This window comes from Coriobacteriia bacterium (assembly GCA_013336165.1).
In the GTDB taxonomy this organism is placed as follows: domain Bacteria; phylum Actinomycetota; class Coriobacteriia; order Anaerosomatales; family JAAXUF01; genus JAAXUF01.
In genome coordinates this window covers 1-14,305 of the sequence record JAAXUF010000006.1, presented here as the reverse complement: position 1 = coordinate 14,305, position 14,305 = coordinate 1, and the positions used below count along the sequence as shown (strand labels likewise).

At 60.2% G+C, this 14,305-nt stretch carries 13 protein-coding genes; 11 read left to right on the top strand and 2 right to left on the bottom strand.

The window, feature by feature from the left end; genetic code table 11:
- Positions 1–149 precede the first annotated feature (149 nt).
- The 3 genes from HGA39_05790 to HGA39_05780 all read left to right on the top strand — a co-directional run bounded on the left by HGA39_05790 (position 150) and on the right by HGA39_05780 (position 2,172).
- Complete coding sequence (locus HGA39_05790; protein ID NTW28860.1) at positions 150–1,520, top strand: metallophosphoesterase; 1,371 nt, start codon at positions 150–152, stop codon at positions 1,518–1,520.
- 65 nt (positions 1,521–1,585) lie between these two features.
- Entirely contained in the window at positions 1,586–1,939 is a 354-nt protein-coding gene (locus tag HGA39_05785) for a DUF488 family protein (GenBank protein NTW28859.1), read from the top strand.
- A 2-nt stretch (positions 1,940–1,941) separates the two neighbouring features.
- Positions 1,942–2,172, top strand: a complete 231-nt coding sequence (locus HGA39_05780; GenBank protein NTW28858.1) for a DUF2132 domain-containing protein — start codon at positions 1,942–1,944, stop codon at positions 2,170–2,172.
- A 21-nt stretch (positions 2,173–2,193) separates the two neighbouring features.
- Here the strand turns inward: HGA39_05780 and HGA39_05775 are convergent, their stop codons facing one another.
- Positions 2,194–2,910, bottom strand: a complete 717-nt coding sequence (locus HGA39_05775; protein ID NTW28857.1) for an SIMPL domain-containing protein — start codon at positions 2,908–2,910, stop codon at positions 2,194–2,196.
- A 229-nt stretch (positions 2,911–3,139) separates the two neighbouring features.
- Between HGA39_05775 and HGA39_05770 the strand changes: the two genes are divergently transcribed.
- Positions 3,140–3,877 (top strand): hypothetical protein, encoded by a 738-nt coding sequence (locus HGA39_05770; protein NTW28856.1) that lies wholly within the window; start codon positions 3,140–3,142, stop codon positions 3,875–3,877.
- A gap of 10 nt (positions 3,878–3,887) precedes the next feature.
- Here the strand turns inward: HGA39_05770 and HGA39_05765 are convergent, their stop codons facing one another.
- A complete protein-coding gene (locus HGA39_05765) occupies positions 3,888–4,283 on the bottom strand; it encodes a hypothetical protein (protein ID NTW28855.1) in 396 nt (131 codons plus the stop codon).
- A gap of 211 nt (positions 4,284–4,494) precedes the next feature.
- On the opposite strand from HGA39_05765, the gene HGA39_05760 reads away from it, so the two are divergent.
- The 7 genes from HGA39_05760 to HGA39_05730 all read left to right on the top strand — a co-directional run bounded on the left by HGA39_05760 (position 4,495) and on the right by HGA39_05730 (position 14,138).
- Positions 4,495–5,769, top strand: a complete 1,275-nt coding sequence (locus tag HGA39_05760) for an MFS transporter (GenBank protein NTW28854.1) — start codon at positions 4,495–4,497, stop codon at positions 5,767–5,769.
- Positions 5,770–5,838: 69 nt separating this feature from the next.
- A complete protein-coding gene (locus HGA39_05755) occupies positions 5,839–6,339 on the top strand; it encodes a dual specificity protein phosphatase family protein (protein ID NTW28853.1) in 501 nt (166 codons plus the stop codon).
- Positions 6,340–6,392: 53 nt separating this feature from the next.
- Positions 6,393–7,286 carry a diacylglycerol kinase family lipid kinase gene (locus HGA39_05750; GenBank protein ID NTW28852.1) on the top strand — a complete coding sequence of 298 codons (894 nt, stop codon included), beginning with the start codon at positions 6,393–6,395 and terminating at the stop codon, positions 7,284–7,286.
- Between the two features lie 141 nt (positions 7,287–7,427).
- On the top strand, positions 7,428–7,676 hold the full coding sequence (locus HGA39_05745; protein NTW28851.1) for a GlsB/YeaQ/YmgE family stress response membrane protein: 249 nt from the start codon (positions 7,428–7,430) through the stop codon (positions 7,674–7,676).
- Between the two features lie 412 nt (positions 7,677–8,088).
- Positions 8,089–8,352: a hypothetical protein gene (locus HGA39_05740; GenBank protein NTW28850.1), complete on the top strand. Its 264-nt coding sequence runs from the start codon at positions 8,089–8,091 to the stop codon at positions 8,350–8,352.
- A 79-nt stretch (positions 8,353–8,431) separates the two neighbouring features.
- Entirely contained in the window at positions 8,432–9,217 is a 786-nt protein-coding gene (locus tag HGA39_05735; protein NTW28849.1) for a TerC family protein, read from the top strand.
- A gap of 553 nt (positions 9,218–9,770) precedes the next feature.
- Entirely contained in the window at positions 9,771–14,138 is a 4,368-nt protein-coding gene (locus tag HGA39_05730) for a multicopper oxidase domain-containing protein (GenBank protein ID NTW28848.1), read from the top strand.
- Positions 14,139–14,305 lie beyond the last annotated feature (167 nt).

The following is a 14,305-nucleotide window of genomic DNA, read 5'->3' as shown; positions in this document are numbered from 1 at the left end:
TTGAAGGACACTTGGCCGACCAGCGCCTGTGGGGAGGTCTGGAACCCTCAGTTAACATGTCTGCGTTCGTCACCTCCACCTGTCCGGCCGCAGGAAATGGCATACTGCATCACATGATCAGCAGTCGGTCCAGGATCCGTGGAGGCGGCATGAAGAAGAAGCTCCGTTTTCGGAGTATCGCACTCATCATCGTGGCGGTGCTGATCGTGGCCGGAGTGGGATACACGGCCATATCCAGCTATCTTGATAGCAGGCCAAAACTTCAGTACACGTTCAATACAGCTCCGGTCAAAGATCTGGTCTCCTACCCGGATTCGAAGTTCGCAGTGATCAGCGACCTCCACTACTACGACGACTCCCTTGGCACAACGGGATCAGCCTTCGAGGAGGTTCTCGGCTCGGACAGGAAGCTTCTTAGGGAGACGGCCTCTCTTCTGAGTCTCGCAATCGACGACATCCTCACGAAAGACGTCGAGTTCGTGCTCATAACGGGTGACCTGACCAAGGATGGCGAGCTCGTTAACCACACGGCGGTTTCTTGGCAGCTTTCTCGGCTCACCGAGAAGGGCATAGCCGTCTACGTGGTACCGGGCAATCACGACATCAACAATCCGGATGCCTTCAAATTCGAAGGCGATAAGAGCATCTCGGTGGCGAGTGTATCGCGCGGGGAATTCGCAGAGATCTACAAGGACTATGGCTATGGAGATGCGCTGTACAAGGACCCGAGTTCGCTTAGCTACGTTGCGGAGCCGGTTGAAGGATTGTGGCTGCTGGCGATTGACGCAACGCGGTCGAATGAGAACAAGCCGGGCGAAGAGCCGGTTGTCGGCGGGAAGCTCACGCAGGCGCAGGAGAAGTGGATAGAGGATGTCCTCGGCAAGGCGCAGGCGAGCGGCAAGACAGTCGTGTGCATGATGCATCACGGGGTCGTTGAGCACTGGAAGGGCCAGGGCAAGCTCCATCCGGATTATCTGGTGGAGGATTACCCCTATGTCGGCAAGCTGCTCGCGTCGTATGGTGTGCGACTTGTGTTCACCGGGCACTACCACGCCCAAGACATCGCGCGAGCCGACTATGGCGACAGCGGTTTCATCTATGATGTCGAAACGGGCTCGTTGGCGACGGCGCCTTGCCCTGTCAGGTACTGCGCCATCAGCAAAGGCACGGTTGAGATCGTATCGACGGACATGGTTGCTCGCCTCAAGCCCGGGACCGACTTCACCGCCGAGGCCGCGGCCTTTGTTCGCAAGACCATCATGACGGAGGCAGTGAGCGTGCTTCGGGGGTATCGTGTTTCGGAGGCGGACTCGAGCTACATCGCCGACTACGTTGCGTCCGCGTTCATGGCTCACTACAACGGCGACGAGAAGACCGAAGCCATGCCGGCGTTCGACTCGGGCAAGCTCAGTTTGTGGGGTAAGATCATCTACTCTCAGGAGCGCTACGTCATTGAAGGGCTGTGGCACGATCTGTCTCCGGCAGACAACACTGTGACCTTGAGCTTGGGTGCACGGTAGAAGCCGCAGGCTTAAGGCGTGTCAGTGCAAGCAATACCCATTTCTCGGAGAAGAGGCTTCCTGCAGTGATACGCACCAAGTCCGCACTTGACCCAAAGCGACCGGATGACGGCTATCGGATCCTGATTGAACCCGAGTGGCCTCGCGGCCTGCCGAAAGGCAAGGCGGGAGGGGCCGACTGGATGAAATCGCTCTATCCGAGCCGCAATCTCCAAGGCTGGATGCAGCGCAATCCTCGGAAGCCGGAAGGCTTTCGGGAAAGGTACCTTCTTGAGCTTGCGCACAACGAATCGGCGGTGGCGAAGGTCCGCAAACTCCACAGAGAGTATGGCGACGTGACGATTCTAAGGGTCCCGGTCGAGGGGCTCTGGGACATCCATGAGACCCTTGCACAATACCTTCGTGCAGCTTGCGACTAATCATGGCCGATTCACACCAGAACGATCCGCTCCATGGCATCACTCTTGAGATCATGCTTACGAAGCTGGTCAACAAATATGGCTGGGACGGCTTGGCAAAACGCATCCGGATCAACTGCCTGAAGAGCGACCCGACTATCGGCTCCGTGTTGAACTTCCTGCGCAAGACCCCTTGGGCTCGCAAGAAGGTCGAGGAGTTGTACCTGAACTCGAGGTTCTGGACGCGGGATTGACCTCCAGTGGTGCGTCCGGCACTACTTGAGTTCGAAGACGACCGTCACACTTGCGGTCACATTGAGCTGACCAGGCTCTATCGGCACAGTGGCCCCAGCCAAGTCTGCGCTGGCGCTCTTGGTGTAGATGGGCACTGAAACGCCGGACTCGCTCACGCTGATGGTCTCGCCCAGGCTCTTACCAACGGCTTTTGCCATCGCATCGGCGCGTTTGCGGGCATCGGCAATGGCCAGAGTGAGCGCCTCGTTGCGAACGTTCGAGTCATCGGCGAGCGTGAAACTCGGACCGCCGATCTCATTGGCGCCAGCCTTGTTCGCCGCAGTGATCACGGTGCCTACGGTCTTGATGTCGCGGATCTTGGCGCGCACCTGCACGCTCGCCTGATACCCGGTGATCGTGATGTTTCCACCGAGGCTCGTCTGCAGCGGATAGACGCTCACGTTCACGGTTTGGATGTCTTGAGCGGAGACGCCTGCACCTTTCACGGCTGAGGCGATCTTCTCGGCGTTGGCCGAGGCCTGGCTGAGTGCCGTGGCGGCATCGTCCGCACGCACGCTGACGCCGAAATACATCTCGGCCATGTCCGGCGCGGCTACTGTTTTGCCGGCGCCGGCCGCAGTAACCGTGTTGAGCGGCACTGTGCCCCCCGAGGTGATCACCTTGGTGGTGCAGCCCATCAGTAGCGCAGCCGCGGCAACCATTGCGAACCCGCCTGTCACAACACGCGATATCTTCATAGCCGATCCCTTCGTTGGTGTATTCGAGTTGTCGCTGGCGCCGAGGAACAAATTGACTGCTTCTCGCATTACTCAGTGCATTCCACATTTACGGCGACTTAGAAGGTAAGACGACAGAAACAGGCGAAGAGTTCAGGTACAATACCCTCTCGCCTGCGCTGGTTGTGGCACCGCGAATGTCTATGGGCCGCTATAGCGAATGAGACGTGCGCCAAGGGAAGGGTAAGATATGGATGTTCAAGAGTTCTGGTCTGCATGGTGGTGGCCGGCAGCCACTGCGCTGCTCGGCTTTGTGTTCTCGGCACTTGTGTTCTCGCAGTGGCTGCGCCGACGCAGGGCACATCAGCTTTCTTGGTCGATCGGTTTGCTGATGTACGCGGTCGCTGCGATCATGGAAGCGAGCTCGGAACTGAGCGGGCACTGGGATCCGAGCGTCTACCGCATCTACATCGTACTGGCGGCATCGCTCGTCGGATTCCTTGGGCTGGGCACGTATCAGCTGATGGCCAAGAAGCCCACCGGCCCGCGCATCTACCTCGGTCTGCTCCTGGCATGTTTCGCCATATTCCTGATCGGTGCCCAGACGGCGGAGCTCGACTACTCGAAGCTCGTTCCGGGCATCACGGTGGGCGGTCAGGCCCTCGGCGCATCCATGTCGTTTCCGCGCGTGATGTCACTGCCGTTCAACATCTTCGGATCGCTCTTCCTTCTTGGTGGCGCGGTCGTGTCCGTGTGGCGATTCGCCCGAACGCGGCGGTTCGCCAACCGCATGTGGGCAAACGTACTCATCGCCATCGGAACCATCGTGATGGCAGGCGCCGGTGGGGCGGCACGAGCGGGAGCGACGGCGGGGCTGTATCCCGGCGAGATGCTTGCCTCGGCGATCCTGCTCGCGGGATTCCTGCTTGCCGGAACGCTGGAACGGGGCGCCGGAAACGCGCCTGCCGACGGCGCGTCGGCCCCCTGATCCGGCGCGACTATCGGCGCGGTGGTCTCGGCTGCGACGGCCGCAGTCGGAACGCCGACCAGGTCTCATCGATGCCGACAAGTCCCAGTGGGCGCATGTCCAGTTTCTCGGCGATCTCCCAGATCGAATCGCGATTCATGTCGAGACCGGCGCCCTTCGAGCCCTTGCGGTAGAAGACCCAGAGCGCGGCACCGGGCGCGAGCCCGGTGACCGCGGGCGGCATCTCGGCCTCCAGTTCGGCGCGTGTGCTCACGAAGAGGAAGACGAGCTGAGCCGAGGTTGGCTCGGCGAATGTGGCCCCAAGAGGGAGGCCCAGAGACTCTACGACGCCCGGAACCCGGTTCAGGACGGCGATGGTGGTATCGGGTCTGATGCCGCCTTTCTCGGCGACGGTCTTCTCGGTCATGAGGCCCTCTCTTCTGTCCAAGAACTCATGGACAAGAAGATACCCAGTGGGCGCGGCCAGTGTCTGAGTTGTTGCGTCAAAGGTCATCGACAACCTTTCGCTGCGGTTACCTCCCGTTGACGGAACCTCGTTTCTGCACTTCAGGGGCGTAATCGGTGCTACCTTCAGGGAGTCGTCTACTCTCGTTGAAGGGACTGAACTTACCAAACGCATGGTTGCACAGGTCGCGTCTTTCGGGCGAAAAGCCCTCTCATCACTCAAGAGGCGGAATTTCCGCCTCTATTTCATCGGACAGGGAATCTCTCAGACCGGCGGTTGGATGCAGGTCATCGCACAGTCCTGGCTCGTGCTGCATCTCACCGGTTCGGCGATGGCGCTTGGACTACTCTCTGCACTCCAGTTCGCACCGACGCTCCTTCTCGGTCCGTACGCGGGCGTGCTCGCCGATCGCTTCCCCAAACGCCGCCTGCTCTACATCACCCAAACGGCCGCCGCCGTCCTTGCCGTCGCGCTCGGCACGGCTGTGGCGACCGACACCGTGCAGGTCTGGATGGTGTTCGCCATGGCGGGCTGTCACGGCATGGTGAACGCGCTGGACTACCCCACGAGGCAGGCGTTTCTGTACGAACTTGCCGGTCCAAGGGAGCTGGTAAGCGCTGTAGGGCTCACCGGAACCGCCGCCAATCTGGCGCGTGTCGCCGGCCCGGCGATCGCCGGCGTCCTGATTGCGAGCGCGGGACTCGCAGTCTGCTTCTTCCTTAATGCGATGTCGTTCGTGGCCGTGCTCGTCTGCCTTGCGCTCATGCGGTCATCGGAGTTTCACAGAGCTGAGGCAACACACGCCGAGACCGAAAAGGGCGTCAGGCGCGGTTTCGCGTACGCGGCTCGAGTGCCCGTCGTGCGTGCGGCGTTGGTGATCACGGCGATCGTGGGCGTGTTCACGTATGAGTTCAGCGTGACGCTGCCTTCTTTCGTGAAGTTCTCGCTTGACGCAAGCGCGCTCGGGCTTGCGTACCTGATGGCCGCCATGGGAGTGGGCGCCGCTGTTGGCGGGCTCATCACCGCGGGGCGTCGAGGCGACGGCTTGGGACGACTCTCCGTTGCGTCCTTGCTCTTTGGAGTCAGCACCGCGTTGGTGGGACTGGCGCCAAACCTCGTGACTGCAACGGTGCTCATGTTCTTCGTAGGCATCTTTGCCGCGCGATTCACGGGCCTGTCGAACGGAATTCTCCAGATGTTGAGCGCCGCCTCGATGCGCAACCGGGTCATGGCCCTTTGGAGCACCGCGTTTGTGGGTTCGGCCTTTCTCGGCGGACCGCTGCTGGGCTGGCTCGCCCAGGCGGCCGGCCCCCGATGGTCGCTGGGCGCCGGAGCGATCGGCGGGCTGGTGGCGGCCGCCATTGGTTGGCATGCGGTGCGTCGCGGCTCTGCCGTTCAACCGGCTGAGCTTACCCGGGCAAGCGCTGCCAAAGAGAGCGCGGCGTAGGTCGCGCTCGGCTGATCCAGACGCGGGGTTGCCGAGAGTGCCCTTCGCAGGATGTGGTGGTGGGTGCCGATGGGTATCTACCAAGACATGGATACAGACATCGCAACTCAGGTAGTGCTTTCCCCGTACGATTCGTCCATGATCACGGATCAGTTGATCATTGCCGCCCGACCGCACGCCCGGCACGCCGGCAACCTGCGGAGTCTGGGGGTCAACCTGGTTCTGAGCACGACGTGGTTCAGCCCGCCCAGAGATCTCATGCTGCCGCCTTCCAAGTTCATTCGCTTGCCGATGATCGACTTTCCTTTGTTTCCGATCCCCATCGCGTTGCTGAGAGAGGGAGTGGAAGCCGCCCTGCCCGTGCTTGATGCGGGAGGACGAGTCCTCGTCCATTGTCGGGCCGGACGCCATCGAAGCGTCGCTATGGCCTGCTGCATCCTAATTGCGACGGGAATGTCCGCCGATGACGCGATGGCTCTCGTAGTCGCCCGGCGGCCGATCGCCGATCCGCATGCCCGGCACATCGAGCCGCGCATCCGCGCGTTCGAGCGGGATTGGCACAGCGGTTAAAGAGACGCGCCGGGTACCGAGAGCAACCCGGCGTCCGTACGAAGGAGGCACGTGTGCGCATCAAGGTCATAGCAAATCCCGGGGCTGGTCAGCCGCAACCTATCTTGAGCGTGCTCAACGACACACTCGGTGCCGCAGGAATCGACTGGGACGTCGCTATCACTCACGGTCCGGGCGATGGATATGCAGCCGTCCGTAAGGCCGCCGAGGAGGGTTACGATCTCATCGGCGCCTACGGTGGCGACGGCACGATTTCTGAAGTGGCATTCGCGCTGGCGCTTGGCGGGCCGCCGATGGCTATCTTTCCCGGGGGGACAGGCAACGCGCTGGCCGAGGACCTAGGCATTCCGAAGACTCTGGCTGAAGCCGCAACGCTTGTTGCGGGCGGCGCATATGACCTCCGTGCCGTGGATATGGGCCGTGTCGGCGACAGCAGGTTCATCCTGCGAGTGACGATGGGTTTCGAGGCCTCGATCGTCGAGGCCGCCACACGGGAACTCAAGGATCGCTACGGGTGGCTGGCATACGTGTTCGCGGGCTTGCAGATGCTCTCGAATCCGCCGAGAGCCAGCTACGTGATTGACGTTGATGGCGAGACAATCAAAGCCGAGGGGCTCGCGTGCATCATTGCCAACTCTGCGACCACGGGTGTCTTAGGTATGAGGATCGCCGATGACGTTGATGTCTCGGACGGGCTCTTGGATGTCATTGTGGTGGAGAGCGCCGATATGTTGTCGACGGCGGGCAACGCGTTGGACGCTGTGTCCGGTCAGCAGTTGAGAGGCATGACCCGGTGGCGCGGCGAGCGGATTCGCGTCAAGTCGCGTCCCAAGCAATCGGTTCTTGCCGATGGGGAAGACGCAGGATCAACCCCCGTCGAGGTTTCAGTAACCCCCGGCGCCATACGGGTCGTCGTTCCGAAGGAAGCGTCTGCGGCATTCGAGTAGTGCAGCGGAGTCTGGAACGGTTCACGCTTGGGAATCTTCCTCGAAATAGAGAGCCCCGTCGGTCGCCACTCAGCGAAGCAGGGGGGTCGGCCTCGGGGTTCTTCGGTTCTATAGGAATCAGTCTGACAAGGGAGTGACAGCATGGGCATCTTCACTTGGATCGTCGTTGGCCTCATCGCGGGTGTCATAGCGAAGCTGGTAATGGGAGACAGCCTTGGATGGATCATGACCATCATCCTAGGGATTGTCGGCGCGTTTGTCGGCGGATGGGTTTCCGGTCTCTTTGGAGGCCCGGGGGTCACTGGTTTTGACCTCGTATCCATTTTGGTCGCGGCGCTTGGAGCCGTCATCGTGCTGTTCGTCTACGGGTTGGTCGCAAGGCGTCGCTAGATAGGATGGCCATCATGCTGGGCGGTTCGCTCCTTCGCCTGTTGCGTGTGGTGGTGCTCGTAGTCTTCATCTACAGCCTTCTGATGAATCGCCGCTCCGAATAGCCTGAGCAGAAGATATCCAGCCCCGGTGGCCGAGCAGGCACCGGGGCTGGGTCGTTCTCGGCGAGGGGCTCAAACATAGCTAGCTGCCCTCGAAACGAGCGTTGTCATCCGTGACACCGTCGTATATGATCAGCGAACTCGAAGGGGAGTAGCCGGTCCGCGATCTCTGCGGGCGACGCGTTTCGTCAGTACGGGTCGATAGACCCCGGACGCGTCCATCAACGGCGAGACCTTCGGCATGCATTCTGTTGCCGGAGGAAGGACCCCTGTCGCCTCCACACCAGGCAACCGATGAAGGAGGCGTTCTCATGCAGTGCCCCAAGTGCGGCATCGAGATGGACGAAGTCCGCAAGCTCGACGTCGTGATTGACGTGTGCGGTCGTTGCGGCGGTACATGGCTTGACCGTGGAGAGCTCGACAAGTTGCGCGCTTCGACGAGCGAGGTTCAACAGGATCGGTACAGGTCTGCCGAGTCCGGTCATGGGCATTCGGATGATCGCGGTTACTCCCATGACGACGGGAAGAAGCAGCAGAAGAAGAGCGGATTTGACCTTCTCGACCTCTTTGGCTAGGTGCGCGGACGTGCAGCGCATGTACTCTGTGCAGAGGTGTTTCGCAGTCAATCTATGGAAGGAACATTAGTTGTCGGACATTCTCGCATCCTTTTCAAGCCCGACGGCTTGGGTCGCGGTTCTTACCCTTTCGCTGTTGGAGATTGTGCTGGGTATCGACAATCTGGTTTTCATCGCGATTCTTTCTGAACGGCTTGAAGGGGCCAAGCGCAAGGCCGCCCGACAGCTTGGTCTTGCCGCGGCTCTCGTTACCCGGCTTGCGCTTCTGTTCTCGCTCTCATGGATTGCGCGGCTGACGAAGCCGCTGTTCGAGATCGCGTGGATTCCGGGTTTGGCCGAGCCGTTGGAGGTGACGGGCAGGACACTTGTTCTGCTCGGCGGCGGGCTGTTTCTGATGTACAAGGCTGTCAGTGAGATCTACCACAAGGTCGAGCTCAAAGACGAAGGTGTGCGCAAGTCCCCGATGACGAGGTCGTTGGGGCTGGTGGTTCTGAACATCGCTCTAATGGACGTGATCTTCTCGCTGGATTCGGTCATCACGGCTGTGGGCATGGTGAACGACATTCCTATCATGGTCGCGGGTATTATCATCGCGATGATCGTCATGATCGCATTCGCCGATCCAGTGGCGAACTTCATCTGCGACCATGCCGCGATCAAGATACTTGCGCTCGCATTTCTTCTGATGGTCGGGATGCTGCTCACTGCGGAAGGCCTGCATTTCTCGATACCGAAAGGATTCGTCTACTTCGCGATGTTCTTCTCGCTCGGCGTGCAGGCGATTCAGATGCGCTATGACGCCAACCTGACGCGTGCCCGCGCATGTACGACTGGCGTGTCCGGTACTCGAGTGGATAAAGAGTAGACAACGCCGAGTGGGCGCTCGTCACGTGGAGCCCGACGAGGAGAACGGCGGGCCAAAGCCCTTCTTGGCCGGGGTTCGTATCGCCGAATAGGAAGTGCGGCACCCGCTCCTCGATTGCCCACGGGCGTAGTGTGGTCCCGCGGAGCGGTGAACCCCCGGGACCGTGGCCGACTCCTGGCGAGAGGCGTCGACACAAGAGAGAGTACCATACCGGGCGAAATGACCCCGCAGTCGTCGGGTGAAGTCTCGGGCAAGGCGTTCGGACGCCTTATCCCTGCAGTTGCAGGTCGTCCGCCAGGGCGATACCGCTGTCATCGCGTTGGCGCTTTCATCAACGAGATGAAAGACAAGCCGAGCGGCGCAACCGGGCGGGCGACTAACGGCATCCTACGGACGATGATCGGTGACTCTTCCGCCGTGTAGCGGATTCCTCTGCAATCAGAAATCGAGCCATATTGGAGAGACCCCAATATGGGTATCCATCCCCAATGCGCGCAGTCGTCGTTATGTGCGGCAGGTTTGCTAGGAGCGACTACACGAGGAGGAACTCGAGATGGCAAAGGAAGTCAGTCGCAGGAAGTTTATCGGTGTGACGGCCGGTACTGGACTTGCAGTCGGTGCTGGCATGGTCGTGCCATGGGCGTTTGACGTATCCCCTGGGTTGGCGTTCGTGCAGAGTCTCGACACGTCGAAGCTGCCCTACCGCATCACTCAGGCTCAGCGGGAAGCGGCTGCCGAGCGTGCGAAGGCCATGAGAAAGTCCGTGGAACTGCTGCAGCCAAAGAATTCGAATCCGGGAGTCTTGGCGGCCGAAATAACAACTCCTCAGGGACCCGGCGGCATTCCGGACTACTTCGGCACGACGCCAAACTGGGCTTATAGTCCGCTCGTTCGCAAGTTTGTCGACAGACTGCCGGGAGTGGGCGCGGCAAACGCGAATCTTCTTGGCAACTACATCGGGGTGGCGCATCCGGATACGGTGACGTATCAGGGTTGTGATTACTACGAGATCGAACTCCGAGAGTATCAGCAGAAGCTGCACTCGGATCTGCCGCCAACGCGTCTGCGCGGCTATGTGCAGGTGAACAATGGTACCGATGCTGGTGGAGCCAACACCGTCACACCGGACCCCATTGGTTACCTTGGTCCGTTCATCCAAGCAACCAAGGACCGGCCGGTTCGCATCAAGTTCACAAACAAGTTGCCGGTCCGCACGAATCCCGATGCAGCGGTACGCAGCGAAGGTGATCTCTTCATTCCGGTTGATGTAAGTGTGATGGGTGCAGGTATGGGACCCGACGGCATGGAGGGCTACACCCAGAACCGCGCCGAGCTTCACCTACACGGTGGCGTCACACCTTGGATCAGTGACGGAACGCCGCATCAATGGATCACACCGGCGGGCGAAGACACGTCGCTCCCTCGAGGGGCGAGTGCAAGAAATGTCCCCGACATGTCGGATCCCGGGGATGGATCGGTGACGCTCTATTACACCAACCAGCAGAACGCGCGTTTGATGTGGATCCACGACCATTCCTACGGTATCACCCGCCTGAACGTCTACGCCGGCGAGGTCATGGCGTATCTGCTCACAGACGCCATTGAGCAGGCGCTTATCACGGCCGGCACGATTCCTTCGGATCAGATCCCACTTGTGATCCAGGACAAGACATTTGTGGATGCGACTACCATCCCATTGACCGACCCGACTTGGAACTGGGGTACTACCGCACCTGTTCCACACACGGGCGATCTGTGGATGCCGCACGTTTACGTTCCGGCCCAGAACCCCGCCGATCCGGGAGGTATGAACGCCACCGGCCGTTGGCACTACGGGCCATGGTTCTGGCCGCCAGCGACGAATGTCAATTTCCCACCGATCCCGAATCCGTACTGGGACCCGCTCGGCACCACCCCATGGGAGAACCCGACCATGCCTGCGACTCCCAATCCCTCTATGGGCATGGAAGCCTTCCACGACACACCACTCATCAACGGCGTGCCGTATCCGGTGCTGAATGTGAATCCCAAGGCGTACCGGTTCCGCATCCTGAATGGGGCATCCGACAGGTTCTTCAACCTTCAGATGTACGTGGCGGATCCTGCGGTCACCAGCATAGATGGCCGAGCCAACACTGAAGTGAAGATGGTTCCGGCCCTGGCAACAGCGGGCTTTCCGGAGTTGTGGCCTACAGACGGGCGCGAAGGTGGCGTGCCGGATCCGGCAACAGCCGGCCCGGAGTGGATCCAAATCGGAACCGAGAGCGGTTTCTTGCCGACCCCGGCGATCGTTCCCCAGCAGCCAATCAGTTGGAACCTCGACCAGACGACGTTCAATTTCGGAAACATACAGAACCATAGCCTGATGCTCGCTCCGGCAGAGCGTGCCGATGTCATCGTGGACTTCTCCGCATACGCGGGCAGGACACTCATCCTCTACAACGATGCCCCGACGGCATTCCCTGCCCTCGACCCTCGCACCGACTACTACACCGGTGCGCCTGACATGACATCGACAGGAGGCACGACAACACCGCAGGCCGGATTCGGTCCAAACACGCGTACGGTCATGCAGATCAATGTCGCGGCCGTAGCTCCGGCTCCTGCCTACAATCGCGCCCCACTGATGGCTGCTTTCGCGACGACTGGCACACAGGATGGCGTCTTTAAGGCCGGACAGCATCCCATCATCGTTCCGGATGCGCGCTATAACTCGGCATACAACGGTAATTTTGTAGCGGATCCGTACGTTCGGATTTCCCAGACGACCATGAGCATCACTCCCCTTGATGGAAGCGCGGTGATCCCCGCAAAGCCGTTGGAGCCAAAGGCCATTCAGGACGAGATGGGCGAGACTTACGACCCGGACTATGGGCGGATGAGTGGCAAGTTCGGCCTCGAAAGGACGTCGACAAACTCGACCAACCAAAACTTCGTGCTCTGCGGATACATCGATCCGCCTACAGAGATCCTCACAGACAATGTCACGCCGGCCGCGCTAGTGTCCGGGGCAGCGACGCAGGTTTGGAAGATCACGCACAACGGCGTGGATACGCACCCCGTGCACTTCCACCTCAACGATGTCCAGCTCATCAACCGGGTAGGATGGGACGGAGCTGTCAGGGCACCCGAGGACAACGAACTTGGATGGAAAGAGACCGTGCGCGTCAGCCCGCTCGAGGATACTATCGTAGCTATGAGGCCTGTAGCGCCGAAGCTGCCGTTTGGTGTGCCGGATAGCATCAGGCTTCTGGATCCGACTATGCCTGCCGGAGTAGCGGGCAACTTCTCGCTCATTGACCCTCACACGGGGCAGCCCTTCGTCACCCCGGTAACGAACGTGGAGTACAACTTCGGTTGGGAGTATGTCTTCCACTGCCACATTCTGAGCCATGAAGAGATGGACATGATGCGGCCGCTGCAAGTCATGGTTGCAAGCGCTATCCCGCGCACGCCGACGTCGCTTGCAGCTGCCGGTACACCCGGATCGGGCGGAGGCATCGCTCTGACTTGGACGGATACCAAGCCAGCGCCAGTCTTGCCGCTGACGCTCACCAGTACACCGGATCCACAGCTAGAGGTTGGATTCCGCATTGAGCGCGCACCGCTGACAGGCGGGACTCCGGGCGCCTACACTGCAATTGCGACCGCACCGGCCAATTCGGCCGCTTATACCGACCTGACCACTATTGCCGGTGCTGATTACCGGTACCGCATAGTCGCGTTCAACGCGGCGGGAGACTCCGCTGCTTCGAACACGAGCGACGCAGTCAGCGCCGTTGACTTTGCCAGCTACATCGTCACACCGACGGCCGGGCCAAATGGCACGATTGCGCCTAATACGCCACAAGGCGTTCCGGTGGGTTCGCCGAGCAACGTGACCTTCACCTTCACTCCAAGCACGGGTCACCACATTGCGGCCGTCGTCGTAGATGGGACTCCCGTTGCATCTCCGACGGCGACGTACACGTTTACGGCGGTCGCAGCTAATCACACTATTGATGTGACCTTCGCTGTCAATCAGTTCGCCATCACCCCAACTGCCGGGGCGAACGGCACCATCTGGTGGGACACACCGCAACTTGTGCAGTATGGTGCCATGAAGACATTCGCCTTCTTGCCAGCGACCGGGTACAGAGTGGCCAATGTCCTCGTCGATGGTGTGTCGGTGGGACAGCCGACGTACTACACCTTCAGCAACGTGGTGGCCACCCACACGATTTCCGTGACGTTCGAGGTAATGACATACACGATCACGCCGACTGCCAGCGCGGGAGGAACGATCACTCCGTCCACGCCGCAGACCCTAGCCCATGGCGCGAGCAGCCCGGCGTTCACGATGACGGCGAGCGCGGGCTTCCACCTCTCGGCGGTGGCGGTTGACGGGGTGCTGGTCGTTCCGACTCCGACCACCTACACATTCACCAATGTCACCGCAAATCACACGATCGATGCCACCTTCGTGAGCGATCGTATGATGCCGGTGTTCCGCTTCTACAATGTGAAGAACGGCGACCACTTCTACACAGCTTCCGTGGCCGAACGCGATGCGATAGTAGTGAACTGGCCGACCGTCTTCACGTACGAGGGCATCGCCTATTCGGTGAACCTCGACAACCCGGCCAACAACACACCGCTCTATCGCTTCTACAACCACGTGCGAGACACGCACTTCTTCACGGCTTCAGCTGCCGAAAAGGATATGGTCATTGCAACATGGCCGACGATATTCACGTTCGAGGGAGTTGCTTACAACGTGTCGGCAACCGCTGCCGCGAACACGACAGCAGTCTACCGTTTCTACAACGTGCAGAACGGTGGGCACTTCTACACCATTTCAGTCGCTGAGCGTGACACAGTTATCGCGACGTGGCCGAACATCTACACCTATGAGGGAGTCGTGTTCTACATCGGCTACTGATATAGCAGCAGCCGCATCAACAGAAGAGGAGCCGGGCAACTGGACCGCGCCCCTAAAGTTGGACCCGGAATGAAAGTTCCGGGTCCAACTCTCTTTTTGGGGGTGATGTCATGAAATGGGATGATGCAACAAAGACGGAGGCAGCGGAGCTCTTCTACGCAGGCTAC